The following is a 25111-nucleotide window of genomic DNA, read 5'->3' as shown; positions in this document are numbered from 1 at the left end:
CAAAAAGAGAATGGAGGGAAACGAATGGCGCTGGAGATCAAGATCCTGGACTACGGCGATATCGAGCTGGAATCGAGCTTCCTGGTGCTCGGCCGCGACTGCGGCCGCACCCGCCGCGTCCTCACGCTGGGCTTTTTGATTCTCGGCGGCAGATATCCCGTCGTGGTCGACACCGGCTATCGCTCCAACCAGATCATGGAAACGCTGGGCATGCGCGGCTTGCAGTACCATGAACACATGATCGAGAACCAACTCGCTCGCCATGGGGTGCGCATGGGCGACGTCCGTTTCGTCTGCCACACCCATCTGCACATCGACCATGCCGGCAAGGACGACCTGTTCCCGATGAACACGACTGTCGTGCTCAACCGCAAGGAGCTGGAATATTCGGTCTCCGGCCTGATGCATCCGCAATATCCGGCGCCCGACATCAAACATTTGATCGACCGCCTGCACACCAAGAGTGCGCTGCGATTCCTCGATCTCGAAATCACTGGTCCGATCGAGCTGATGCCCGGCGTCTATTGCGATGCCGCCAATGCCCATACCGAAGGCTCGATGAACATCATCGTCGAGACCGCCGACGGCATCGCCACCATCTGCGGCGACGTGATCTACGATTTCAACGACCAGATCGTTACGCCCTTCCACGAGATCCACGATTGGGAGCCGCGTACGACAGGCAACCACGGCACCAGCAAGCGCGCCGAGAAGGCCGCGATCAAGAAGCTGCTCAGCAACTCGCGCTATCTGCTGCCAGTGCACGACCGTCCCGCCAAGATCGAGGGCGGCAATGTCGTGGGCCGGCTTCACGACCAGGTCCCTGGTCCCATCGTTCAGTCCTTGCCCGAACGCAAATGGTTCCCGGCCTGACACTCCCTTGGAGATAGATCGATGACGCACGTCACCTTGCGCTCCGAATTCGAGACCTTGATCGATCCCTACGCGCCGGTGGCACAGGTCGGCACGGGTTTTGACTTCACGGAAGGACCGATCTGGCATCCGATCGATCACTACCTGCTGTTCTCGGACATGCCGGCCGACGTGCGCCGACGCTGGGATGCGCGGCGCGGTGTCGTCGAGGTCAAACGACCCTCGAACAAGTGCAACGGCATGACTTATGACTCCGAGCTCAATCTGGTCGTCTGCGAGCACGCGACCTCGTCGCTGATCCGTGAGCGGCCGGACGGGCGGCGCGAGGTGCTGGCTTCGCACTTCCAGGGACAGGAGCTCAACAGCCCGAACGACGTCTGCGTGCACTCCTCGGGCGCGATCTATTTCTCGGATCCCTGGTATGGCCGCATGCCCGTCTATGGCGTCGAGCGGCCACGCCAGCTCGGCTTTCAGGGCGTCTACCGCGTGGTGCCCGGCAGCGAGCCGAAACTGATGGTCGACAGGACCTTGTTCGACCAGCCGAACGGGCTGTGTTTTTCGCCCGACGAGAAGCTGCTCTATGTCAACGACACCGTGCAGGCGCTGATCCGCGTGTTCGACGTTGCTGCCGACGGCACACTGTCTAACACACGCGTGTTCGCGAGCGGCATCCGCTCCGAGCTGGAGCCCGGCGTGCCCGACGGCATGAAGTGCGACCAGCACGGCAATCTCTGGGTCACCGCCCCTGGTGGAGTCTGGGTCTATTCGCCGCGCGGCGAGCTGCTCGGAAGGGTTCGCGTGCCCGAACTTGTGGCCAACCTCGCTTGGGGTGGACCGGATTTCCGCACGCTCTATCTGACCGCAACGCATTCGGTCTACGCCATCCCGACCAAGACCGGACCGCGCCACGAGCCCTATATGAGCGGCAGGCGCAGCAGCGGCCCAGGCGCAAGCACCGACCCTGCGGCCGCAGCACCGATTCTCGCCGACGGCGAGATCCGACTCGATCCGCACCGCTGCGCCATGATCATTCAGGATCTTCAGAACGACGTCATCATGGACGGCGGCGCGTTCGCTGATTCCGGTGCGCCGGGGCATGCGAAGCAACAGGATGTGGTCGAGAACGTCCGGCGCCTCGCCGAGGCCGCGCGGGCCCGCGGCGTCACCATCATCCATGTCTGGTTCGTGGTCGAGTCCGGCGCCCCCGGAGTGACGCTTAACGCGCCGCTGTTCGAAGGTCTCGTCGACAGCAAGGCAATGGTGCGCGGCAGCTGGGGAGCGGCGCCGGTCTCGGGCCTTGAGCCGCGGCCCGGCGATTTCGTCGTCGAGAAGATGCGGATGAGCGCCTGGGAAGGCACTCGGCTCGAGACGATCCTCAAAGCCACCGGGCGTAACATGATCATCAACACCGGCGCCTGGACCAACATGTCGGTCGAGCACACCGCGCGGACCGGAGCCGACAAAGGCTATTTCATGATCGTGCCGGAGGACTGCTGCTCGACCATGAACGCCGACTGGCACTCCGCCTCGATCAATTTTGCGATGCAGAACGTCGCCGTGGTCACGCGGTCAGATACCGTCATCAAAGCGTTGGGATGAGCAGTGGCGAAGCTCCTGCATCTGTCTTGCTCGCCCCGCCCCGACTCCGAGTCAAGCGCCGGCGCGCGCGTCTTCCTTGACGGCTTTCATCAAGCACGACCGGATTGGAACATCGACATTGTCGATCTCTGGCGTGAGCGCATGCCGGATTTTGCAGGTCCAATCGTCGAGGCCAAATATGCGCGGATGAATGCGCAGGGTTTCAACAACGCGCAGCGCGACAGCTTCGCCGAGGCAGAACGGATGGCGTTGCGGTTCTCGCTGGCCGAGCGCGTGCTGATCTCGACGCCGATGTGGAATTTCGGCATCCCCTACAAGCTCAAGCAGTGGTTCGACATCGTCATCCAGCCCGGGTTGACGTTCCGCTTCGATCCGGTGCAGGGATATCTTCCGCTGCTGAAGGACCGCCCCACCATCGTGATCCTCGCCTCCGGCAGCGATTTCGCAACCGGCATGAATCGTGGCCGCATCGACATGGCCACGCCCTATTTACGCGAGGCGCTCCGCTTCATCGGCGTCAGCGACGTGCGCTTCGTGCCGATCGGGCCAACCACCGGCCCGGCGGACTCGATCCTTAGTGCACGCGAGACAGCGTATCGACGACTAAGGCAGATCGCTACTCGGTTCTAATTGATTGAACCCGCGCCTTGGCCGACACGCCCGCACGCCGGACCGCTCCGTACTGCCGTCGAACGCCAAGGCCGGAACGTAGAAATGGAGCGAATGTCGTCCGAATCCACGCACATGCAATCGCCTGAGCCGGCCTAATCGAGGACCCGTCAGCGCCATAGTTTCTCATCCCCCACGAATTCGCTTCCGGGCAACGGTCCAGGGCGCAGGAACGCGGTCAATACGTTCTTCATGAAACGACTGACGTTGTTGTCGCCATTCTTGTACGGCAGCGCCTGGCTCCACGCGATCGATCCGATTGACAGACAGGCTCCGTCCTTGGCAGTTGTGAAAAACGTCATATCGGCGCGAACCTGCGGATCTTGCGTTCCGCCCCGCCCCGGAAATGCGTAGGTGACCTCTTCCGACACCAGCGGATAGTTGTCGGAATGACCGTGCGAGGACGCCAGCAACAAGGCGTGCGGCGGCGTCCCCAAGGCCAGATCATAACGGTCGATTTCAATACCCGCGGCGCCGCCGAGGCCCAATCCGAAATCGCCGATCTTCTCCTGGTCGCCGATGCCCGCGAACATCCAAGCGACGCGGCGATGGAACGAATCCGGCATTCTTTCGAACGGCTGGCTCTCGTCCATCCCTTCCGAGGTGAAGCCGACGCCGACAATCTTCTGCGGCGGCCGTCCGCGCGACCGCCACAAACCGGAGCGTTCGCCGGTCGACGCGAGATAGCCTTCGCCCGGTTCGGCCTGCCAGGCGCGAGAACCCGTATCGAGCTTGCGCACCTCCATGCAATGCGAGTCGCCCTCGCGCAAGCCGCAGACCCAGTAATAGCCGTTGCCACCGGCATAGATCAGACGTCCGCCGTCACACAGATAGTCTTCGACCCCATCCAGCATGGCTTCCGAATAATATTCGGGATGGGTGCAGTTGATCACGGTGGCGTAGGGCCTGAGCGCCGTGACGCCTTCGGCATGAAGATCGTGATCGGTGAGGATCTCGTAGTCGAGCCCGAAGGATTCCAGCCACCAGATCAGCGACAGATCCGCCGGCAACGCCCACGGCATTCCCATCGAGCTCAACCGATGCTTCGGCCGGATATTCAAGATCGGCCGGCGCCACGACGAGTAACAACAGCCGGCGCCATCGGAATGGTGATCGTAGGTCGACAGGCCGAACTCCTGAAGCTTGGTGAATTCGATATCAGCTTCAGTTAAAATCGGCGTATGCGCCGTGATCGCCTGCGCGGTCATTGCGTCGTAAGCGAGATGCTCGTTGGCATAAGCCAGGTAGGTGAAGGTGGACATCAGCACCGCAAGCTTTGCCTTTGGTGTCGAAGCGCGCACGAAGAAAGGGATATGTTCCTCCGTCTCGCCGGCGCGCAGCCTCAAGGCATAGACACCGCTTTTCAACGTGGCGGGAAGCGTGACGGTTACATCGGGTTGCCACTTGCAATCAGTCAGCGCGTCGTCGTGGAAAGCGACCCCACCATATTGCGATGGATCGAGGCGAAAACTGTCGGACCGACCCTTCCAGTTCCAGCCGGTCATGCCGCGGACCGGTCGGTTGATGCCCCCGGCGTGCAGGCCGTGCGGTCCGGTATCGACGATGGTATCGCCGATACCGGTGTCGGTGTAACCGGCAGTCGTATCCCAATGTGCGATAACCGCACCTGACGGCGCCGAGCCGCTGGCGGCGAGCGCCTCGATGCCGTCGGACGAAAGCACCTCGCCGACCACACCGGCCCGATCGATCTTGCCGCAATAAAGCATGCCGATGAAGCGGCCTCGGCGATCATTTTCCTCACTGGCGCCGGCCCATAGGAAAGGTGTCGCCGAACCCGGATCTGCCGGCGCGATACGCAAGGTCTCCGCGACGTTAGAGCGATAGTCGGCCGGCACGACGGGGCCCGTCAGCGAGTTGTAGCGGTTGACGGCGCCGATCTGATACAGGCGCGCCTCGCGCGTCGTAGCGTCGAAGCTCGCAGCAACGAAATACCAGGCTTTGGTTACGAGCGGAATTTCAGCTTTGACCTGATCGATCGCCGTACCGTCGCCGACCCAGAATTCCAGCCGCCCCTCTGAATTGATGCCAAGCGCGTAGCCCGTGCCGGACATGATGTCCCATTTCGACAAGACCGCCTGCCGGGCCCGGCCCGGCCCGGTTGGATAAATGAAAGCATAGATCGTGAAGCTGCCCGGCGTAGCCAACCTTTGATCGGGATCGCTGACCAGCGCATAGGATCCCACTTGCGTGAACTGCCGTCGTACTGCGAGCTGGCCCGGGATCGGGCTCGCGACCTCTTCCTCAACAAAACCGGGACCGTCGGGATTCTCGTCCCCATGAATCAAGCGGACGAGCTGGGCGTCGACGGAATCCACGCCCTCCCCCGACACCATGAACGACACTGCCCCGCCGGCCTTGACCGACCAGGGATCCGCATATCCATTTATCCGTGTCGTGGTCATGAGCGGTCCCTGACTTCAGCTAGCGAGGAGGTCGTTGACACGCAGCAGGAATACGGCGTGGTAGGCCTCGTCTGCGGTGGCATAGAGCTTGTCGTCCACGACGCGGGGCGGCTGGCCTGTACGACCGGAGAACGCCAAAACCTTGTAGCTGCACGCCGTGAGCGGCCCGACGCGCAGGATCGCGTATTTGTCCGGCATCTCGCCACGCCGAAAGTAATTGAGGACCCGGTCCAGCGCGTCCGAATGCTGTCCGAGCGGCTTGGCCTTGTGCTCGGCAATCAGCGCAGGCGTGATCGTGGTCTTCAGCTGATCGCGGATACGCTTGTCGAACAGCCGGTAATAGACCAACTGCTTGTCGGCTATCTCGGTGGCTTCCTCGGGCATCACCTCACCCCTTTTTCGGTTCGAGCGGCGCGGCTCTCGCTCTTCTTGCGATTCCGGAAATTACGGAATTGCCCCCTCACTCCCGTGAGTCCCTGATGGGCGGTCAACGCGACCACGATCATCACCGCCGTCACGAGGATGATGCGCAGCGGACCGAGACCGATCAGGCCCTTGTCGATCAGAATGACGATCGCCGTGCCCAGTACCGCGCCTTCCGATCGACCAAGCCCACCGATCACAATCATCGCGAACAACAGCAGCAGCTGGTCCAACGAGAACACCGCAAGCGAGATCGACCGATAGAACATCGCGTAGAAAGCGCCAATCGCGCCCAGCGCCGCCGACGACAGAATGAAGACCCACAGTCGCGCGCGCCGATAGTCGATGCCGACGGCCTCCGAGAATGCCTCGTCCTCACGGGCCGACTGCAACAGAAGACCAAGCCGTTCACTGTTGATCAACCGGAACATCAAGAGCGAAGCGAGCAACAGGGCGAAAGCCGCGTAGAAGCCGAGAAGGAGCCCCGGTCGTTGCAGCAGCCAATCCGCCGGGATGAAGGAGCCGACCTGATTGATACTGCCGTTCAAGGGAGCTAGCGCCTTGATCTGCGACACGAAGACACGGCAGATTTCCGCAACTCCCAATGTCAAAAGTGCGTAGTAAAGCCCGTCCAGCCGGGTCGATGGCGCCGCCAGAAAGCCACCGAGGATGAAGCCGACGAGGGCGCCAACCGGCATCATCAGCGGCCAGGGCATGCCGAGATAGACGTTAGCAGCAGCAGCCGCATAGCCGGACAATCCAACCACGGCCATGGTTGCCAGCGAGAAGATGCCGGCGGTGCCGATCGTCAGCGTCCAGACGACGTTGATCGCAGCGAAGATACAGAAGATGGCGGCGATGTTGATCGCCTGATCGGACAAGAACGGTGTCACAACCAGCAGCGCGCCCAGGCAGATGGTCCACCACAGCGGCCGTTTGTCGAGCAGCTTGCGTTCCCGGCGCAGCGTTTTCGGATTGCTGACGCCACGCCAAGCCAGCCAGTGGCGCTTGGTGAACGGGACCCGGCCACGCCGCCACTGCCGGCCACCATCCGGCTTCAACGTCACCTCGTGCGGCCGGCGACCGACATTGAAGAAGCGTTTCGTTGGCCGCGGTTGCAGAGCCATGACCTACTCCCGCGTCTCGTCGAGCAGGCCGCCGAGACCGCGCGGGCGGATCAGCAACACGGCGACGATGACGGTGAACTGAACGAACAGCACGTAACGCTGACCAAGAAACGGGATCGCGCCAGTTGCGGCCTCGACAAAGCCGATCAGCACGGCGCCGGCCACCGCGCCGAGGACGGAACCAAGTCCGCCTAGCAATGCGATCGTCAGGCCCTTGACCAGCGGGATCGCCCCGGCAGTCGGGCTGACGAACACGTTCTGCGACAGCAGCACTGCGGCGAGCCCGGCAAGCGCGCCGGTCAGCATCATGATCGGCAGCGCGGTCTTGCGCGTGGAGATTCCGACCAGCGCTGCACCTTCGGCATTCTGCATGACCGCCTGAATTTCGAGACCTTTGCGGCTGTTGCGAAGCCATATTAGCACGGCGCCGAGCAGCACAATCGTAGCGAGGATAGTGACGATCTGATCGACGCGAATGGACATGCCGAAATAGCTGAGCCGCCCGACGCCGAACACACGCGGCAGACTTTTCTGTTGCGGCCCGAAGGCCCAAAGCAGGGTTTGAACACTGGCGAGGTTGAGCGCGAGCGTCACGATCAGGCTACGCACGGAGAAGTTCGGCTTGTCATGAATTGGCAGGAACGCGACCAGATAGATGACGACGCCGAACACCGCGCCGGCGCACAGTCCGACCAGACCGATGAAAACCGCGAGCACGGGCATCACGAAGTCCGATCCGCCGAGCCATGTCTTGATCAGCGGACCGGCCCACATGGCGGCGAAATAAGCCACATAGCCGGATATTGCGAACGTCGCGCCATGCGCCATGTTGACCATGCCGACGCTCGACCACAGCAACGAGATGCCGATCGCCATCAGCCCGTAAATGGCGGCGAGGTAGAGCGCATAGACGACGAGGCCCGCATCCATCAGCGCAAATCCACGTGGCCGACTTCGCCGCGCAAATGTCCGGCGTGCATGCCGATCATGCGATCGACCTTGCCCGAGAGCAGCGCCACGTTCTGCTCGGCGATGATCATCGCCTTGCCGTCGAGGCCGATATCGACCAGCGCATCGACGACACGTTGCGATATCTTCGGCGCCAGGCCGAGGGATGGCTCATCGATCAGATAAAGCCGGGCGTCAGCCATCAGTGCCCGGCCGACCGATACCATGCGCCGCTCACCACCGGATAGCTTGCCGACTAGCGCCTGTTCGAGCGCCTCGAGCTGCGGGAAGATATGATAGATGTGGTCGCGCCGACGCGCGCGTTCGCGCCACGCCATTTTCGTGTATGCGCCACAATCGAGATGCTGGCGTACGGTCAAGCCGGGAAAGATCGCGTCACCCTGCGGTGTCATGGCGACGCCGAGCCGAACAATACCCGGCGTGCGGCGCCCTTCGCCGAGCGAACGCGTTCCGCCGATTTCCATTCCGTCGAAGACAACGGATCCGCGTTGCCAGCCGACAAGATGCATGATGGCGCGGAACAAGGTGGTCTTGCCGTGGCCATTGAGGCCGACGATCGCGAGCCGCTCGCCGGCGGCGACGGCGAAATCAATTTCGTGAAGCACCCGCAGAGGTCCATAGCCCGCGGACAAGCCCTGGATGCGCAGCAGATGATCCCTCACGCCGCACCTTCGAAGTAGGCGGCGCGGACCGCGGGATCGCCGAACACCGAGAGCGGATCACCTTCGGCGATCACCGCACCGAGGTCGAGCACGCAGACCCGGTCGGCGATCGAGTCGAGCAGTTCCAGCCGGTGCTCGATCAGGATGACGGCGATATGGTATTCGTCGACGAGCTTGCGCAGCAGCAGATCAAGCTCCGAGATTTCCGTGTTGATCAACCCAGACGCCGGCTCGTCCATCAGAAGGACGCGAGGCCTTCGCATCATCAGGCACGCCAGCAATAATTTGCGGCGATCGAAGGTGTCGAGCGATCCGGCGAGCCTCTCCCACGGTACCTGCAGATTGACCAGCCGCGCCGCCCATTCGGCGTCATGTGTCGACATATACGGCGGATAGGACTTGCGGGCGGCGCGGAACACCTCCCCGACAGTGAGTGCGTCGGGCACCACCGGGCTCTGAAAGGTCCTGGCCACGCCAAGTCGGGCACGACGGAAGATGTCGAGCCTGTCGAGCGAACGCTCGTCGAGGTACACGCGCCCTCGCTGCGAGTGATAGCGGCCGGACAGCACCTCGAACAGCGACGTCTTGCCGGCCCCGTTCGGCCCGATCAAGCCCAGGAGCTCGCCGCGCTGCACCGACAACGACACGTTCTTGAGGATCTGCCGGCCCCCCAGCGACAGGCAGATATCGTCGCAGCCGAAACATGGCTTCGGTCTCATCATTGCCGGCGATCCAGCTCGCGTTTCAGAACCAGGGCGCGGGCTTGATCTTGACCTCGGCCAGCACATCAGGCGCGATGATCCTGTGCTTGCCGTCCTGGACCTGCAGCAGCAGGTGACTGACGCCCGCCTTGACGTCCGGGGTTTGCCACGGATGCACCAGCGGCGCCTGCTCCGGCCGGTCGAAAGTATAGGTGCCGCAGGTCCCCTCGTAGCTGATCTTGCGGATCGCAGTGCCGACAGCGTCGAAGTCCTGGGGATCGACGCTCTGCCAGATCTTCGCGAGCATCTTTACGATGTCATAGCCACTTCCGGTGTAGACGATACCCATGTTGTCACCGAAGCGCTTCGTGTAGGTCTGCCGGAACGCGAGACCAGCGGGGTCGGCGTGGGTGCCGATCACGGTGCCCCAGATCATGCCCTCGGCGCTGCCCGCAGCAAGGCTCAGGAACTCAGGCTGGCTTGGTCCGTATTGCAGATAGACCAGCGATCCCTTGACCGGATCGGCTGCGAATTGCTGCGCGAATGCGGCGAGTTCGGCAGCGACCCAATGATCGATGAAGAGAACACCGGCATCGGTATCGTGCAGAGCACGTAGCACTGGCGACCAGTCCTGCACCGGAAACTGGATATCGGTGATCGCGCCGATCTCCCATTTGCCGTTGGATTCCTTGGCCGCCTGCTGCACCGATTTCGAAATCACCTGCGTGTAGGCAATCTGCTCCTGAACGACGTGGATCTTGTTGTTTTTCGGCTTCCAAGAGCCCGACGCGACGATGCTGTCGAGATAGCGGACGAAGCCATAGCCGTACCAGGTCTCCGCGCCGTCGATCTGAAAGATGTTCTTGTATTTGGCTGGATCTCGACACAACGAGATCGAGCGATGCCTTCGATGTATTGCCGTGCAGATAAGGCACCCGCACCGCGGCAGCGGCATCCATTGCCGGTTGCGGAATGAGAACGAAGGCGGAGATGATCGCGTTGACTTTTTTGCCCGTCAGCGACTGCATCGCGCCGACCGTGCCTTCCGGGGTCATGATGTCGATATCGACGACCTCGGCGCGCAGCTTCCGTCCTTTGACGCCACCGGCGGCGTTGATCTCGTCGATGGCGACGCTCGCGCCGTTCAGCCAGTCCTTCTGATCGCCGACGCCGACCGGCGATGATTGGGCGGTGGGAATGCCGATGACGATATCATCGGCGGCATTCGCAGGGAGCGAAGCTGCCGCCATCACCAAGGTGCCGGCGGCACCTGCCAGGAATTCTCGACGCTTCATGCCGGACATAGGCTCGCTCCCCCGCCATCTGAATGACCAATGGTAGGACAGCCCTTCGCCCAGCCGATATGATGCAGATGCATCCCGTCACGGCGACAAATCAATCGGCAACCAGTGAATCGCGGATCAGGACATCAATCTCGACAGCATCGCCTTGCTATGAATATTGAGCTTTCCCAGGATCGCCTGGGTATGGTTGCGAACGGTCGCCGGAGATAGCGCAAGCCGCCGGGCAATCTCCTTGTAGGTGAAGCCGCTGGCAATTTCATCGGCAATCTGACGCTCGCGTTGCGTCAGCCGGTCGGACGGATTGATGGGACGCAGCGTAATCCCGAACAACGATTGCCCGGACCGGTTCTCGAGCTCACGCCGGTCGATAACCACGCCAAGGTCAGCGAGACGGCGTCTCCCCGCCAGCGACGGAGCAGCATAGATGTCCGCCGGAAGGGCCTGACCGTCCCAGCCTGGCCAGCGGTCACGTACGAAACGCAGGGTATCCGGGGAAGCCGCGAGCATTCGGCCGCGGGCATTGGCCAAGATGCTCACCGTGCCGGAATTGCCTCCAAAAGCGCTGCGTTCCGCCAAGTACCGCACGTGATCGAGAGCGCCGTGAATGAAGTCGGTCTCGCTTTGATCCATCGCCCGGGTCTGCCGACCGCTACGATATGCCGACATAAATAGCGACACTGGATTATCCGGTTGGTCCGCGACGACCACGGCCATCTTTTCGATGTGATAGCGATCCGACAGGGCGGCCATACCCTCGGTCTGACGGGTGCCATACCGGTCGTAATGGGCCAACGTGGATTTGGTCGTCATGACCTCGTGGGCTAGCAGATCCTCGTGCTTGATGTCCGACCAGAAGCCCTCGAAATCCACGGGAAGATTATGGGAGAAGCTGGCGCAGAGATCGACTTCACCGCGCTGCAGATCAGCCCAGCCGGCCCAGCAGCAGTCAGCGCCGACAATATCCGCCAACGCCTCCACGCTCCATTGGAACAGCGAGATCGAGTTACAACTCAAGCTGCGCTCATGCAGCTCCATCGTGAAGGAACTAAACGTCCCAATATCAACCGGCGATCCCATTGTTGTCTCCCGAACGAGAGGCAGGTTTTTTCCAGACGGAGACGGCTCTGTCCCGAGGGAGACGGCTCCGTCCCGAGCGGCCTATCAGGCAGCGATCCTTTCGCGCCTGCGGAATTCACCCGGGGACTCACCCGTCTGGAGCTTGAATCCCCGGGAAAATGCGCTTGTCTCGCTGTAACCGAGGTGCAGCGCCACCGACGTTACCGGCAGGCTGCTCTCAGCCAGCATGCACCTGGCGATCTGCGAACGCACGCGATTGCGGATGTCCAGATAGTTGATACCGCAAGCGGCGAGCTTGCGCTGAAATGAGCGCTCGCTCATGCCAAAGTCGGCGGCCACGACCTCGATGTCCGTAACGTCAGATCGACACAGCGATGACGCGACCCAAGCCTCGATGCTTTCGATGAAATCGAGCTGCCTGGTTCGAAACGCCATCGTGTTCGCAAGATCGGCTTCGAGCCTCGCGTGCAGGTTTTCGTCGGCATCGCGCAGCGGCCGGGCCAATAGTCTCGCGGGAAAGATCAGCGCATTCTCGCGCTTTTCGAAACGCAACGGGCAATCGAACTGCTGCCTGTAGAATGGCAAGTCGTCGCCTGCGGCATGCTCGAATTCAACACAGCTTGGCTGCCAGTCTGATCCCAGGAAGCTCGCCAGCATGGAATATTCCAGGGCAAGCGTGAAACCGGCATCCTGGACCCGGAAGCGAACCGCATTGTCGGAGATCGCATAGGCTTGCCGCGCCTGGCCATTGCTCACCGAAAGGGTGCTCTGCGTGTCGGTCTGAATGCTGCCGAAATAGCGATTGAACTTTTCGAGTGCGTCGCCCGCGGTTCTCGCCGTCTGCATCAGACGGCTCACCGGGCCAATCGACGACAACCTGCATTCCTTGCCGAGCTCGAGGCCAAGCGTGCTGTTGCCGAATTCGCAAGCCGCTGCCTCCAGCATCGACGTGAATGCAACCAGCGGCAACATGCGCTGCGGATCCTGCAACACCGCGTGTGGAATGCCGACACGCGCATTCACGCCGCAAGCACCAGGCCGCCGCCTCGCCAGCACAACGAGGAGCTCCTGCGCGGCAGCCGCCGTAATGGTTCCTGATCCGGACATCTCCACCCTTGCTAAGATCAAGTGCATCGAGCTTCCCAGGATCGAAATCTAGCAAGAACTGCGCCAAGGACAACGGATTGACGTTGAGACCACTCACATTGGTGAGCTTCTCGCGGAGCGTTTGGCGCCTTCTGTCAATCACGACCGCTCCGGCTATGCATAATGTCGTCGCGACGGTCCTGGGCGTCGGCCGGGGGTCTGCGGACCTGCACCGGTTCCGGGTGGATCCGGGAAAGCCAGATGGGAGCAGACTTGACGACGAACCCGGCAGCAAACCTGGAGGCCCCAAACCAGTTGAAACGCAACGCTGTCGGCGTCGCACACATCGTGTTTTTCGTGGTCGCGGCGGCCGCTCCGCTGACAGCCGTGGTCGGCGTAACACCTGCAGCGTTCGCCTATGGCAACGGCCCCGGCGTTCCCGGCACGTTTCTGCTGGTTGGCATTCTTTATCTGCTATTCAGCGTCGGCTTTACCGCGATGAGCAAATTCATCAGCAGCGCAGGCGGGTTTTATCCATACATCACGGCCGGACTGGGCCGGCCAGCCGGCGTTGCCGGCGCGCTGATCGCCCTTGCGACATACAACGCGATCGATATCGCAGTTTATGGCCTGTTTGGGTTTTTTGCCAACGCTATCATCAAGTCGCAGGGTGGGCCCGATATCGCCTGGTGGATCTATGCTTTCTGCCTGGGCATTGCGGTTTATTTTTGCGGCACCCGCAATATCGCATTCAGCGGCAAAGTGCTCGGCTTCTGCATGATCGCGGAAATCGCAATCCTTTTGCTGCTCGCTTGGGCGATCCTTGCAAACGGCGGCGGCCCTGAATCGATCCACGCGGCCCCGTTCGGTCCGCATGCGATCTTTGCCCAGGGCTTCGGCGTCGCGCTGGTGTTCGTGGTGTCATCCTTCATCGGCATCGAAGCGACCGTGATCTTCGGTGAAGAGGCTCGCGACCCGCGCCGCACCATTCCGAAAGCGACGTACATTGCCGTGAGTCTGATTGCAGTGTTCTACGCGTTCTCCACCTGGGTGATCGCCCTTCACTACGGACCGTCAATGATCCAGGCTGAGGCTAATGCGCATACTGCGACGCTCTACATAAGTGCGATTCGCACGCTACTCGGGCCACCCCTCGCACTCGTCATGAATGCCCTGCTTCTGACCAGCATTTTCGCGTGTGCTCTGTCGTTCCACAACACCATCAATCGCTACTTCTTCGCTATTGGCCGCGAAGGGCTGCTGTGGAGCGGCCTCGCCCGTACCAACGGCGACCACGGAGCGCCGCACATCGCCGGCTCGGTTCAAACCGCGCTGGCGATGGGCGTCACCGCCGCTTTCGCCATCACCGGACAGGACCCTTACGCGGTCGTCGTGGCCTGGATGGGAACATTTTCGAGCCTCGGAATCCTGGTTATCCAGGTGTTCGTATCGATCGCGGCGATCGCTTTCTTCCGGAGGGACCGGCGCGGCCTTGGCATTTTTCACCGATTAATCGCGCCAGGGCTGAGCGCACTCGGCCTCGGCACCTGTCTCGTTATGATGGCGGTCAATCTTGCCGTTGTCAGCGGCTCGGACTCACTGATCGTCGACTGCTTTCCGGCGATGCTGGCCGCGATCGGCGCTGCGGGCTTCGGCTTCGCCGTGTGGACCAGATCGCATCGTCCCGCGGTCTATGCGAATCTCGGCCGCGCCTTTGAATGAATGATTGAGAACGTTCTGACGTGAAACGATGCGCCTGCCCCCTACGCGATGCATCAGACTATGGAGATACCATGAGCCTTACAGCTGAATCGGATCACTGCTGCGCTACGTCCTCGCCAGCGCCGGCCGAAGCTCTTGCCGTGAAGCATCCGCTGCAGGCCTTGACACCGGCGGAGATCATCCGCGTTGCGGCGATCGTCAACGGCGATCCGCCCTACGGAACCGATACGCGGTTCGAGACGATCGAACTGTACGAACCCGAAAAGTCTGCGGTGCGGGACTTCAAGCCGGGAATGCCGATCAGCCGGCGCGCGCGTGTCAACGTTTTCAGCACTGCGAAAATCGGCGTCACCAGATTGGTCGTTTCATTGGATACCAACGAGATTGTGTCGCGGCAGGAAGTGCCGACGGCGCGACCCATGATCCAGCTCGAGCAGTTCCTCGCCATCGAAGGTATCGTGCGACAGGATCCCGCGTTCATCGCCGGCTGCGCCAGGCGCGGCATCACCGACATGAACACCGTTTGTATCGATCCCTGGTCGGCTGGCAATTTCTCGATTCCTGGCGAAGAAGGCCGACATTTGTGCCATGTCTTTGCCTGGCTGCGTCTGCGCGAGAACGAGAATTTCTACGCCCACCCGATCGAAGGCCTCAACGCGGTGATCGACCTCAAGACCTGGGAAGTGATCCGGGTCGACGATCACGGCGTCATCCCGATTCCCATGAAGGAGGCCAATTACGAGCGGGACTTTGTCCAGACCACGCGCAAGCCGCTAAAGCCGATCGACGTGGTGCAGCCCCAGGGTGTCAATTTCAGGCTCGATGGCAATCAGCTGTCATGGGACAAATGGCGCTTCATCGTCGGCTTCAACGCGCGAGAATCGCTGACCTTGCACGACATCAGCTATAACGGGCGGCCGATCATGCATCGCGCCTCGCTTGTCGAGATGGTTGTACCCTATGGCAGCCCGAGCAACGGCCATTTTCGCAAGAATGTGTTCGACATCGGCGAATACGGTATCGGAAAGCTCGCGAACTCGCTGACGCTCGGTTGCGATTGCCTGGGCGCGATCGAGTATCTCGACGTTCATCTCAACACCATGAACGGCGATGTGCTGACGATCGAAAAGGCGATCTGCATCCATGAGGAGGATTCTGGCCTGCTGTGGAAGCATTGGGACTTCCGCACGGACCGCGCCGAAGTGCGACGTGCGCGAAAGCTCGTTGTTTCCTGCATCTGCACCGTCGGCAACTACGAATACGCCCTGTACTGGTATTTTCACATCGACGGCACGATCGAGTTCGAGATGAAGGCGACCGGCATCATCAATACCGCAGCTTGCATCCCGGGCCAGCCTGGCAAATACGCCTGCGAGGTCATGCCCGGCGTGGTCGGTCACATCCACCAGCACATTTTCTGCGCACGCCTCGATGTGGCAATCGATGGCGATCAGAACAGCTTCGTCGAGTGCAATACGATCGCTGAGCCGGAAGGTCCTGACAACCCGTACGGCAATGCGTTCTATGAAGAACAGACCTTGCTCACGACGGAGCGCGCTGCGGCACGCAAGGCCAACGCAGCCAGTCAGCGCTACTGGAAGGTCATCAACCCCAACAAGACCAACTATGCCGGCTCACCCACCGGCTACAAGCTGGACGCGATGAATTGCGTGACACCCTTCGTCAACGCCAATTCGCCCTCCGGGAAGCGTGCCAGCTTCGTCCAGAACCACGTCTGGGTCACGGCGTTTGACACCGAGCAGCGTTACCCCGCGGGCGAATATATGAACCACTCCGACGGCAGCGGCGGTCTGGCCGACTTCATCGCCAACGACCGTCCGATCGACAACACCGATATCGTGCTCTGGCACGTCTTCGGCCTGCACCATCCGGTACGGATCGAAGATTTCCCAGTGCAGCCTTGCGTCACAACGGGCTTCAAGCTGACGCCATCTGGTTTCTTCAATGGCAATCCCTGCATCGACTTGCCTCCGGAGGTCAACACGGCGAGCTGCTGCGCCATGCCGGAACGCACCTGATACTCATTGCACAAGGTGAATATAGCCGTGAAACTCAAGCTTCCCTCGTGGTGACCATCCGCCACAGGGTTTCGACCAGCACGGCATAGCCCTTGTCGAGCGCCTCTGACGCCGTGAATTCACGTGGATTGTGACTGAGCCCACCCCGGCTCGGGACAAATATCAGCGAAGCCGGAATGCGCTTCTGGATCGCTAATGCGTCATGCCCCGTGATGGTCTTCAGTGCCAGGGCCTTGCAGCCGAGATCGCCTGCAACAGCCAAGACCAACTCCACCCCAGCGGGATCGAGCAAGGGCGCCGATCGCCTCTCGTCGGCGGCGATCGAAATTTCGACTCCAATTTCGCGCGAATCGCGTTCGATCCGCTTCAGAAAACGGTCGCTGATGGCGAAGACCACAGCTTCGTCCTCATGCCGAATCTCGAACCAGACCCGAACGCGGCCTGCGACCACGTTCGGCGAATTCGGGTAAACGCTGATGCGCGCTGCCGAGGCATGTGCACCAGCATTTTCGCGCGCGACCTCGACGTAGAGGGCTTCGATCGCGCGGGCTGATGCACGCAAGGCATCGCGGCGCAGTGCCATCGGCATCGGGCCGGTATGAGAATAATCCCCCTCGAACACGACCGATATCTTGCGGGTCATCCAGGCGCCGGAAACCGCGGCAATGTCCCCCGCCGCTTGCTCCAGGCGATCGCCCTGCTCCACGTGAAGCTCCACATAGCGCACAGGGCGGTGCTCCAGCGGCGTGATGCCGCAATAGCCGATCCCGACCAGCGCATCGCCCAAAGTGACGCCGTCGCCATCGGCGCAGGCATGCGCATCCTGCAAGCTCAAGCCGCCGGCGAAAACCGAACTGCCGGTCAGGCTCGGCTGGAACCGGGCCCCCTCCTCATTGGTCCAGTTCGCGACAGCCAGGTTGCGCCGTGCGGCGCCAGGATTGGCTAGGCAGCGATCCCTGATCGCTTCAACCGCAAGAAGCCCCGCCAGCACGCCATAGGCACCATCGTATCGGCCACCTGTCGGCTGGGAATCGAGGTGGGAGCCTGTGATTACTATCTCGTCCGTCGCGGGTTCAAGAACCGCGACGCCGAACATGTTGCCGATCGCATCGATCCTCGGGACAAAGCCCCGATTGCCGATCTCTCGCAGGAATAGATCTCGCGCCTCCTTATCGAGGGCCGTCGCCGCAAGCCTGCAGACACCGCCATCCTCCGTCGCACCGATGGCCGCAAAACTTGCAATGAGATCGTGCAGCAGCGCGGTCATGTTCGCTCCAGATAGACCATCAAGTTCTTCAATCCCGTCTGGCGAAGTTGCCTTTATGCCGACCCTTTAAGCCAGAGGGATCGCGCCCAACTCCTCGTCGCAAGCGGCGATGAATATGTCGGCGTGGTCCTTGCCGAAACATAGCGGCGGGCGAATCTTGAGCGTGCTGCCTAAGGAGCCGGCGGCGCCAATCAGAATGCCGCGCCGGCGGAGGCGGTTGATCAGCTGGCTTGCGAGCTCCGGGGCCGGCTCCTTGGTTTCGCGATCGCGCACGAGCTCGAGCCCAATGAACAGTCCCGCGCCGCGTACATCGCCGATCTCGATGTGGCGATTGCCGATCTCACGCAGTCCATCCAGAAGATGGCGGCCGACCTCCCGCGCATTCTGCATCAGGCCCTCCTCCTCGATCACGTCGAGCACGGCAAGCCCTGCCGCAGCGGCCACCGGATTGCCGCCGAACGTGTTGAAGTACTTCACCTCTTCAGCGAAGCGATCGAGCAGCGGTGCCCTCATGGCGACGCCTCCCATCGGAAAACCATTGCCCATGGGCTTCCCCATCGTCACGATGTCGGGGTCGATGCCGTGTCGCATGAAGCCCCACATCGCCGCACCCGTGCGCCCGAATCCGGGCTGCACTTCGTCGGCGATGAACAACCCCTGGCGCTCGTGGACGAGCTTCACAGTCGGTGCCAGAAAACCAGCGGGGTCGGCATAGACGCCGTCGCTTGAAAAAATCGTGTCCACCAGCAGCCCGGCAAACCCGACACCCGCTTGCTCGAGGTCGTCGATTGCAGCTGCAACGCCGTCGGCGAAGCTCTTGCCGGGATCTCCGACGGGATTACGGAACGTCTCGGGCGCGGGCACGACCCGCACATGGGGCGGCAATGGCTGGCCGGGACGTGAGGACGGCGACACGTCAGTCACGGCCGTGGTGTTGCCATGATAGGCCGTCTCCGTGACGATGAAGCCAGCCCGGCCGGTTGCAACCTTCGCGATCCGCAGCGCGAGATCATTGGCTTCGCTGCCGGTGCACGTCAGCACCAAATGATCGATCTCAGGTGGAAACGTCGCCAGCAGACGTTCCGCATAGGCATCGACGACATTGTTGAGATAGCGCGTGTGGGTGTTAAGCGCGCCAACCTGACGGCGGATGGCCTCGACGACGCGCGGATGCGAATGCCCGACCGAGGGCACGTTGTTATAGAGATCGAGATAGCGGCGGCCCTCGACGTCGAACATGTAGACGCCTTCCGCGCGCTCCATCCGAATCGGCTCCTGGTAGAACAGGACCGAGGCTTTGCCGAAAGACCGCAGGCGTCGTTGCACCGCCTCCCCGAGCTCGGTGTCCATCGAGAACACACGGCTCTGGTCAAAGGCGTTCAACGCCAGAATCTCTCTTTCCTTCCGCATCGGCCACCTCGTCTGCCCCGCGCCTGCGCAAGCCAAAGCGGTCGCTGCAGCGATCATGCCGCAGCTATTCCACGACCAACGTGAAGAAATGTGCAAATTCCCACAACAGCAAAGCGGATCAGAGGCAAAAGACATCGGAATGTCAGACACACAGTCGCGGGCAAGCCTGGATGATCCATAAATTTCAACGATTTGCCTACAACGAAACGGCTGCTTGCAAAGATAGCGAGCAGTCGACTGCACAATATTTGAGGGACTTGCCACAAACTTGGTGTGGCCTCCCAACCTACGTTGAGAAAGGATCGCTGACGCCGACGATCGGATCCGTCCTGGGTCGGTGAGGACAGCTGAATGACGAGCGAGCGGTTACAATCCAGCGACGTCCCACAGGCCGACAAGCGGTCGCGAAAGGCCGATGGCGATCGCCTCACGAAGATCGCGCGGCACAAACACATCATCTCGCAACTCACCGCCGCGCCCACCCTGCGGGCCTCCGAGATTGCGGCCGTGCTTGGCGTCTCCGGCGAAACCATACGCCGCGACCTCGTGGAGCTTCAGGAGCAGAAGCTCATCAACCGCACCTATGGTGGTGCTTCCCGCCCCTTTGCGCTCGAACCCGCCCTCACCGATCGCAAGGCGCTCATGATCGCCGAACGCGAAGCGATAGCCGCCGTAATCGCCGACCTGGTTCTGCCGAACGAAGTCCTGATGCTCGCTGCCGGCGCCACGACGTTCCATATCGCCAGACGTTTGGCTACGCGGGCCCGCGACATCACGGTCATCACGCACGACTATGCTATTGCGGGCGCGCTCGCGGTGAATTCATCCATCCGGGTGCTCTGCTGCCCCGGCCGCTATCACCCGACCGAGGGCTACGTATTCGGCACCCAGACCATCGCCAACATCAACAGCTACGAAGCCAACCGCGCCATCGTGAGCGCGACCGGCATCAGCGCCCGGGGCGCCAACGATGCAGACGATGAGGCCGGCGCCATCTATGGCGCGATGTTGAAGCGCGCCGCGGAAGCGATCCTCGTCGCCGATCACAGCAAGTTCGACCAGCGCGCCCTGACCGTGTTTGCGCATTGGACCGAGATCGACCGTCTGGTTACCGATCGGCAACCGGAAGGATCTCTGGCAACTGCACTCCGTGAGGCTGGAACGGAGTTGATCGTTGCCCAACCCTGAGAAAGACCGAACCATGGCACGCCTCACATCTCTTGCTGTCCGCGAGGAGCATACCGGCCTCGATGGTGATGGGGAGAAGGCTCTCGCGTCGCATCAGCGAACCAGCATCGGACGCCTGAATCTCGAACTCATTGCGCCGGACCAGGCTTTCGCCCGCAATTGGGAGCGCACTGCCAACGTCCACGATGCATCCTACGTGCTCGTGTTGCCCTTGGCGGGATGTGTGGCATTCAGCCAGGACGGCCGTGTTGGCATTGGCCGACCTGGCGAATACGTCCTGCTCAGCGAACTCGCCTCCTACGAATTGTCGTCGGACAAGACCGCACGCTTTCTGGTGCTGAGGATCCCGGCTGCGGAGTTGCGCGGGCGTCTGGTCTCGATCGAGGATCACATCAGCCGGCGCTTTAAGCCAAACGAACAGATGACCCGCCTTCTGGCCGGAATGATCGGAGGCGTGGCCGAGTTATTCATCGAGTCTCCTCCGCCCAATCCACAGGCCCTTGCAACTGAAATCGTGGGCTTCGTGGCGCTGACGATCGGATCGGAAGACCGGGGTGCCGCAACCGACGTTCGCAACGCACGCTATCATCTGCGTCGCCGGATCGTCGACTTCATCGAAAGCCATCTCAGCGACCCGTCGCTGTCGCCGAAGAAAATTGCTGCCAGTAGCCGCATCTCGCTGAGCTATCTCTACAGTCTGTTCAACGACAACGAGACGACAGTCAGCCAGTTCGTCCAGACCAAGCGGCTGCAGCGGGCCTACGAAATCCTGGTCGCCGATCCGAAAGGACACCGGACCGTGTCCGAGGTCGCCTACGAAGTCGGCTTCAAGAACGTATCGCACTTCTCGCGCTGTTTCAGCCGTCATTTCAAGGTCGCACCGCGTGACGCTCGCCAGCCACCGGCGGCCGCGCAGCAGGCGGGCACAAGCATGCGCCCTGCGCAGACGAAAGGTTTCCCATCTCCTCGGATGGCCTCTTCACGCAAAGCCTTTGACTCCCCGTATTGGGATGTCCGCAAGCAACAGCTTCACGAGACGGTTTAGAGCCCGTCTTCCCGAGGCCAGGCGCTGCGCTCCCGATGCGCGACGTGCTTTCTGCTGGAGCAAGGCAGTGGACGACATTCAAGACAGAATATCCGGGAGCGAACTCGCTTCGTTCTTCCATGAACTTGCCAATGCGGCTGGCCGGATCGCGTTGACACACTTCCGTTCCAGCGTCGATTTCGTACGCAAGCAGGATCTGACGCCGGTGACGATCGCCGATCGCGCGATCGAAGTGGAGTTGCGGCGCTCGATCGGCTCGCGTTTCCCGGATCACGGCATCGTCGGCGAAGAAATGGGCTCAATCTTGGGCGATCGCTACACCTGGTATATCGATCCTATCGACGGAACAAAGAGCTTCATCTCGGGAATGCCGCTGTTCGGCACACTTGTCGCGCTCGCCGACGAGCGCGAGGGCTCGGTTGTCGCCGGCATGATCGACATGCCCGCACTCGCCGAACGGTGGTACGGCACGCCACGCGGCGCCACTTTCAACGGCCAGCCGGCCAAGGTCAGCCGTACGGCGAGGCTGGAAGACGCACAGATCTACACATCGTCGCCGGACTTCTTTACGCCAGAGGATTGGGCCCGCTACGATGTCCTGAGCAAGAAAGCCATGTTCCGCCGATTTGGCGGTGACTGCTACCAGTATGGTCTGTTGGCATCCGGCCACTGCGATCTCGTCGTCGAGACGTCGCTCAAATCATTCGACTTCATGGCATTGATCCCCGTGATCGAGGGCGCCGGCGGAATCATCCGCGATTGGGATGGGCGACCGCTCACACCCGATTCCGACGGCCGCGTGATCGCTGCGGCGAACGAGAGCCTTCTGAAACAGGCCTTAGCCGTCTTGAAGCAATAGCGAAAAGCCTGCCGTGCCGATCGGCGCGGCTCACACGAGCCGCAACCAGCTGTCCCAGCGCGGGTCATACATCACGTCGTGGGCGCGCATGTATTTCCAGACACCGTACTTCTGGTAGTCGAAATCCCAGCTATTGAGCTTGCGGTTGACGACCGCCCACGAGGCCCACTTCATGTCCGCGAGCGCGCGGTTGAGAATAACGCGCGCGATCATCTGCGGACGAACCTCGCCCAGATATTGCTCGATGAGACCTTCCGTCAGCTTCTCGTCAAAGAACATTTCGGCAAACAGCACGCCGAGCTCATAGCTGCGCTCGTTGTTGGAGGCAAATTCGTAGTCGATCAGCTTCATTGGCCTCGGCGCGCCGGCCTCCGACGAAATGAGGAAATTCCCCGGCATCGGGTCGTTGAAGCACGGCACGAGGTCGAGCCCGGACGCCAGGAAGGCCGACTTGGCCTGATTGTAGCGGTGCATCAGCCAAGGCATGTCCTGCGGGAAATGCGCCCCCAGTTCCCTGCCCTGCTCGATGTGTTCCTCGATCATGTCGAAGATCGTCTTGGTCTGGCCGAGCTTGGGGCCGCCATGCAGACGGCGATAGAGATCGAGAACGTCCGACTGGATGGCGGCATCGCCGAAATCCGCATTGGTACAGGCGCGATAACCCTCCAGAAATTCGCTGATCTCCAGCCCGTCCGCCGCGTCAAAGAAGATGACCTCCGGCCCGACACCCATGGCATGGGCATTGCGCGCGGCCTCGTTGGCGGTGACGCGATCGATGAACGTGTCCGAGCCCTCGCCCGGCACCTTGACGAAATAGCGGCGCGCGTCGCCGGAGATCTCGACAAGCCAGTTCTGGTTCGACAAGCCGCCGACCAGCGGCGCATAGGCGCCCTGCTTGCCGCGCCATTGCGGGACGCGGGCGATTGCGGCTTCGACGTTGCGTTCGTGAACCGTGGTCGCCTCGCCAACTTGTCTGCGAACAGTCATGCGATCCTCCGAAGCATCTCGCCAAAGCGGGGCTCCCGAACCACCATGCGGCAACGCACGAAGCGCCAACTGGCAAATTTGTAGAACTCGAGTGTATTGCGTGCGGACTTGGCAGCGAGCAGCGCGCCGATCAGTCCCCAGCGCAGATCATCCGCCACGCCATAGATGCGCGCCCGGTTGAATGGACCTTCTTCGAACGCGCCAGTGTTTCGAATGAAGGCGTCGCGCGCCTCGGGCTCCTGCGCGAAGGCCTCGACCAGGAAGCTGCCGAAGTCCTCCAGCGGATCGGCCGTCGTCGCGCGATCCCAGTCGATCAGGCGGACCTCGCCGGCATCGCTGATCAGGATATTCGAGACGTTGCCGTCACCATGGATCGGTACCGGAGTGATATCAAGCTTCCCGAAGGCATCCGCCGCAAAGCGCAGCTCCTTGACCATCCATTCGGCATCCGAAGGCAATTGGGCGTTTGCGTCTGTCGCGGCGGCATAGAATTGCTCGATTTCGTCGAAGACGCTTTTGCGGCGCGACAGCGCTTGTCCAGTCTGGAACAGACGCCGGGCCGCAATGACGGCGTCGACAATTTTCGGCTCCAGCATCCGCTCGAGGGTTCCGACCCGCCAGCCCTGGTTGAGATCCTCCATCACCAGCAGGCCCGCATCCGAATCGGCCATGAGCACCTTTGGGCCGATGCCGAGATCGGATGCACGCTGCGCCGCCTCGAAGGCGCACGCCACGTCGATATAGAGCTCCGCATCGCGATCCATGGCCTTGATAAAGATGCTTTCACCACCGCCCTTCCGGGTGGCGCGCCAGGGAAAGCCGTCGACACCGCGCCAGCTCGGCGAAGCCAGGATCGGGATCGCGGGTTCGATCACGATGTCTCCGGCCCCCCATCCAGGGAGCCCGGCAATGAAATTCCGGATGGTGGCCAGTTCCGTTCCAGATTGACTCATGGCGACTTCTGATCTCTTGCGCTTGCCGTTCGGCCGACCTTCATGTCCGCCAAATTTGATCAAGCCAGATTTTGATCAGGCAGATTTTGATCAAGACAGATGCAAAAGGGATGCCTCGCGCTCCACCAAATCATGCCGTTAGAGCGGCGGCCCTACCCCAACGCAGGCTATGTTCGCTATCCGGGACACTGATCCGGGACGCTACACATTGAGGCCACTATGTCTGCTGCAGAACCGATCGGGATGAGCCTTGCCGAATTGACCGATGCTTATGCCTCGCGCGCGCTATCGCCGGTGGAGGTGCTGCGGGCCACAATCAGCCATTCCGAGAACGTCAATGGCGCGATCAACGCCCTGTTCAGCTTTCGTCCTGAGCAGGCCATGGCCAGCGCCCGGCAATCGGAGGCGCGATGGAAGGCGGGAGCTGCGCTGGGTCCGCTCGATGGCGTTCCGATGACCGTCAAGGACAGCGTCGCCATGGCCGGCTGGCCCTATTTTCACGGTATCGGCGCCAACCGCGCCTTGCCGCCCTCGAACTACGATTCACCCCCGGCGATCGCATTGCGCGAGGCCGGCGCGGTGGTCTTTGCGAAAACCACGATGCCGGATTGCGGCCTGATGGCATCCGGCATCAGTTCGCTGCACGGCATCACCCGCAACCCCTGGGGACTTGCCTGGAACACCGGCGGATCGTCGGCCGGCGCCGGCGCGTCGGTCGCGGCCGGCGC

The 25111-nt window shown here is 61.6% G+C and carries 21 protein-coding genes and 2 pseudogenes; 9 read left to right on the top strand and 14 right to left on the bottom strand.

Annotated elements, in window-relative coordinates:
* Positions 1–24: 24 nt before the first annotated feature.
* From ACQ86E_RS26595 to ACQ86E_RS26585, 3 genes are read left to right on the top strand one after another with little or no spacing between them, the layout of a single operon-like run.
* On the top strand, positions 25–873 hold the full coding sequence (locus ACQ86E_RS26595) for an MBL fold metallo-hydrolase (protein ID WP_431202512.1): 849 nt from the start codon (positions 25–27) through the stop codon (positions 871–873).
* Between the two features lie 21 nt (positions 874–894).
* On the top strand, positions 895–2472 hold the full coding sequence (locus tag ACQ86E_RS26590; RefSeq protein WP_431202511.1) for an isochorismatase family protein: 1578 nt from the start codon (positions 895–897) through the stop codon (positions 2470–2472).
* 3 nt (positions 2473–2475) lie between these two features.
* On the top strand, positions 2476–3102 hold the full coding sequence (locus ACQ86E_RS26585; RefSeq protein WP_431202510.1) for an FMN-dependent NADH-azoreductase: 627 nt from the start codon (positions 2476–2478) through the stop codon (positions 3100–3102).
* Positions 3103–3251: 149 nt separating this feature from the next.
* Here ACQ86E_RS26585 and ACQ86E_RS26580 read toward each other — a convergent pair whose 3' ends face one another.
* From ACQ86E_RS26580 to ACQ86E_RS26535, 10 genes and pseudogenes are all read right to left on the bottom strand, one after another.
* Complete coding sequence (locus tag ACQ86E_RS26580; protein WP_431202509.1) at positions 3252–5564, bottom strand: N,N-dimethylformamidase beta subunit family domain-containing protein; 2313 nt, start codon at positions 5562–5564, stop codon at positions 3252–3254.
* Positions 5565–5579: 15 nt separating this feature from the next.
* On the bottom strand, positions 5580–5948 hold the full coding sequence (locus ACQ86E_RS26575) for a hypothetical protein (protein WP_431202508.1): 369 nt from the start codon (positions 5946–5948) through the stop codon (positions 5580–5582).
* Positions 5948–7114 carry a branched-chain amino acid ABC transporter permease gene (locus ACQ86E_RS26570; RefSeq protein WP_431202507.1) on the bottom strand — a complete coding sequence of 389 codons (1167 nt, stop codon included), beginning with the start codon at positions 7112–7114 and terminating at the stop codon, positions 5948–5950. The genes ACQ86E_RS26575 and ACQ86E_RS26570 overlap by 1 nt, the downstream gene beginning before the upstream one ends.
* 3 nt (positions 7115–7117) lie before the next feature.
* Positions 7118–8044: a branched-chain amino acid ABC transporter permease gene (locus ACQ86E_RS26565; protein WP_431202506.1), complete on the bottom strand. Its 927-nt coding sequence runs from the start codon at positions 8042–8044 to the stop codon at positions 7118–7120.
* Positions 8044–8688, bottom strand: a complete 645-nt coding sequence (locus ACQ86E_RS26560) for an ABC transporter ATP-binding protein (RefSeq protein WP_431206569.1) — start codon at positions 8686–8688, stop codon at positions 8044–8046. The genes ACQ86E_RS26565 and ACQ86E_RS26560 overlap by 1 nt, the downstream gene beginning before the upstream one ends.
* Before the next feature lie 53 nt (positions 8689–8741).
* Positions 8742–9467 (bottom strand): ABC transporter ATP-binding protein, encoded by a 726-nt coding sequence (locus ACQ86E_RS26555; RefSeq protein WP_431202505.1) that lies wholly within the window; start codon positions 9465–9467, stop codon positions 8742–8744.
* A 22-nt stretch (positions 9468–9489) separates the two neighbouring features.
* Positions 9490–10335 carry an ABC transporter substrate-binding protein gene (locus tag ACQ86E_RS26550; RefSeq protein ID WP_431202504.1) on the bottom strand — a complete coding sequence of 282 codons (846 nt, stop codon included), beginning with the start codon at positions 10333–10335 and terminating at the stop codon, positions 9490–9492.
* Between the two features lie 91 nt (positions 10336–10426).
* A pseudogene (locus ACQ86E_RS26545) lies at positions 10427–10696 on the bottom strand (ABC transporter substrate-binding protein); the annotation flags it as partial.
* Positions 10697–10867: 171 nt separating this feature from the next.
* Positions 10868–11827 (bottom strand): response regulator transcription factor, encoded by a 960-nt coding sequence (locus ACQ86E_RS26540; protein ID WP_431202503.1) that lies wholly within the window; start codon positions 11825–11827, stop codon positions 10868–10870.
* Positions 11828–11911: 84 nt separating this feature from the next.
* Complete coding sequence (locus ACQ86E_RS26535) at positions 11912–12934, bottom strand: AraC family transcriptional regulator (protein WP_431202502.1); 1023 nt, start codon at positions 12932–12934, stop codon at positions 11912–11914.
* Between the two features lie 240 nt (positions 12935–13174).
* Here ACQ86E_RS26535 and ACQ86E_RS26530 point away from each other — a divergent pair, with 240 nt between their 5' ends.
* Positions 13175–14635, top strand: coding sequence for an APC family permease (locus ACQ86E_RS26530; protein WP_431202501.1), 1461 nt, complete (start codon positions 13175–13177; stop codon positions 14633–14635).
* A 71-nt stretch (positions 14636–14706) separates the two neighbouring features.
* Positions 14707–16674 carry a primary-amine oxidase gene (locus tag ACQ86E_RS26525; RefSeq protein ID WP_431202500.1) on the top strand — a complete coding sequence of 656 codons (1968 nt, stop codon included), beginning with the start codon at positions 14707–14709 and terminating at the stop codon, positions 16672–16674.
* Between the two features lie 34 nt (positions 16675–16708).
* Here ACQ86E_RS26525 and ACQ86E_RS26520 read toward each other — a convergent pair whose 3' ends face one another.
* Together ACQ86E_RS26520 and ACQ86E_RS26515 are read right to left on the bottom strand one after the other, a co-directional pair.
* Positions 16709–17941: a Zn-dependent hydrolase gene (locus ACQ86E_RS26520; RefSeq protein WP_431202499.1), complete on the bottom strand. Its 1233-nt coding sequence runs from the start codon at positions 17939–17941 to the stop codon at positions 16709–16711.
* A 66-nt stretch (positions 17942–18007) separates the two neighbouring features.
* Positions 18008–19351: an aspartate aminotransferase family protein gene (locus ACQ86E_RS26515; RefSeq protein WP_431206568.1), complete on the bottom strand. Its 1344-nt coding sequence runs from the start codon at positions 19349–19351 to the stop codon at positions 18008–18010.
* A gap of 351 nt (positions 19352–19702) precedes the next feature.
* Between ACQ86E_RS26515 and ACQ86E_RS26510 the strand changes: the two genes are divergently transcribed.
* From ACQ86E_RS26510 to ACQ86E_RS26500, 3 genes are all read left to right on the top strand, one after another.
* A complete protein-coding gene (locus ACQ86E_RS26510; RefSeq protein WP_431202498.1) occupies positions 19703–20539 on the top strand; it encodes a DeoR/GlpR family DNA-binding transcription regulator in 837 nt (278 codons plus the stop codon).
* A gap of 13 nt (positions 20540–20552) precedes the next feature.
* Positions 20553–21584 carry a helix-turn-helix domain-containing protein gene (locus ACQ86E_RS26505; RefSeq protein WP_431202497.1) on the top strand — a complete coding sequence of 344 codons (1032 nt, stop codon included), beginning with the start codon at positions 20553–20555 and terminating at the stop codon, positions 21582–21584.
* A 67-nt stretch (positions 21585–21651) separates the two neighbouring features.
* Positions 21652–22443: an inositol monophosphatase family protein gene (locus ACQ86E_RS26500; protein WP_431202496.1), complete on the top strand. Its 792-nt coding sequence runs from the start codon at positions 21652–21654 to the stop codon at positions 22441–22443.
* A gap of 30 nt (positions 22444–22473) precedes the next feature.
* Here the strand turns inward: ACQ86E_RS26500 and ACQ86E_RS26495 are convergent, their stop codons facing one another.
* Together ACQ86E_RS26495 and ACQ86E_RS26490 are read right to left on the bottom strand one after the other, a co-directional pair.
* Positions 22474–23430 carry a phosphotransferase gene (locus ACQ86E_RS26495; RefSeq protein ID WP_431202495.1) on the bottom strand — a complete coding sequence of 319 codons (957 nt, stop codon included), beginning with the start codon at positions 23428–23430 and terminating at the stop codon, positions 22474–22476.
* Positions 23427–24305 carry a phosphotransferase gene (locus ACQ86E_RS26490; RefSeq protein WP_431202494.1) on the bottom strand — a complete coding sequence of 293 codons (879 nt, stop codon included), beginning with the start codon at positions 24303–24305 and terminating at the stop codon, positions 23427–23429. Before ACQ86E_RS26490 ends, ACQ86E_RS26495 begins: the two co-directional genes overlap by 4 nt.
* Positions 24306–24602: 297 nt before the next feature.
* Here ACQ86E_RS26490 and ACQ86E_RS26485 point away from each other — a divergent pair.
* Positions 24603–25106: pseudogene (locus ACQ86E_RS26485) on the top strand (amidase family protein); the annotation flags it as partial.
* Between the last annotated feature and the right edge of the window lie 5 nt (positions 25107–25111).

The organism is Bradyrhizobium betae, from assembly GCF_050632175.1.
Taxonomy (GTDB): Bacteria; Pseudomonadota; Alphaproteobacteria; order Rhizobiales; family Xanthobacteraceae; genus Bradyrhizobium; species Bradyrhizobium betae_B.
Note: the sequence above shows the minus strand (reverse complement) of the source record. Positions and strands in the feature narration are given on the sequence as shown.

Coding starts and splice junctions, on each gene's coding strand:
- ACQ86E_RS26595 (WP_431202512.1), top strand. CDS start 25: ATGGCGCTGGAGATCAAGATCCTGGACTACGGCGATATCGAGCTGGAA.
- ACQ86E_RS26590 (WP_431202511.1), top strand. CDS start 895: ATGACGCACGTCACCTTGCGCTCCGAATTCGAGACCTTGATCGATCCC.
- ACQ86E_RS26580 (WP_431202509.1), bottom strand. CDS start 5,564: ATGACCACGACACGGATAAATGGATATGCGGATCCCTGGTCGGTCAAG.
- ACQ86E_RS26575 (WP_431202508.1), bottom strand. CDS start 5,948: ATGCCCGAGGAAGCCACCGAGATAGCCGACAAGCAGTTGGTCTATTAC.
- ACQ86E_RS26570 (WP_431202507.1), bottom strand. CDS start 7,114: ATGGCTCTGCAACCGCGGCCAACGAAACGCTTCTTCAATGTCGGTCGC.
- ACQ86E_RS26565 (WP_431202506.1), bottom strand. CDS start 8,044: ATGGATGCGGGCCTCGTCGTCTATGCGCTCTACCTCGCCGCCATTTAC.
- ACQ86E_RS26555 (WP_431202505.1), bottom strand. CDS start 9,467: ATGATGAGACCGAAGCCATGTTTCGGCTGCGACGATATCTGCCTGTCG.
- ACQ86E_RS26540 (WP_431202503.1), bottom strand. CDS start 11,827: ATGGGATCGCCGGTTGATATTGGGACGTTTAGTTCCTTCACGATGGAG.
- ACQ86E_RS26535 (WP_431202502.1), bottom strand. CDS start 12,934: ATGTCCGGATCAGGAACCATTACGGCGGCTGCCGCGCAGGAGCTCCTC.
- ACQ86E_RS26530 (WP_431202501.1), top strand. CDS start 13,175: ATGGGAGCAGACTTGACGACGAACCCGGCAGCAAACCTGGAGGCCCCA.
- ACQ86E_RS26525 (WP_431202500.1), top strand. CDS start 14,707: ATGAGCCTTACAGCTGAATCGGATCACTGCTGCGCTACGTCCTCGCCA.
- ACQ86E_RS26520 (WP_431202499.1), bottom strand. CDS start 17,941: ATGACCGCGCTGCTGCACGATCTCATTGCAAGTTTTGCGGCCATCGGT.
- ACQ86E_RS26515 (WP_431206568.1), bottom strand. CDS start 19,351: ATGCGGAAGGAAAGAGAGATTCTGGCGTTGAACGCCTTTGACCAGAGC.
- ACQ86E_RS26510 (WP_431202498.1), top strand. CDS start 19,703: ATGACGAGCGAGCGGTTACAATCCAGCGACGTCCCACAGGCCGACAAG.
- ACQ86E_RS26505 (WP_431202497.1), top strand. CDS start 20,553: ATGGCACGCCTCACATCTCTTGCTGTCCGCGAGGAGCATACCGGCCTC.
- ACQ86E_RS26495 (WP_431202495.1), bottom strand. CDS start 23,430: ATGACTGTTCGCAGACAAGTTGGCGAGGCGACCACGGTTCACGAACGC.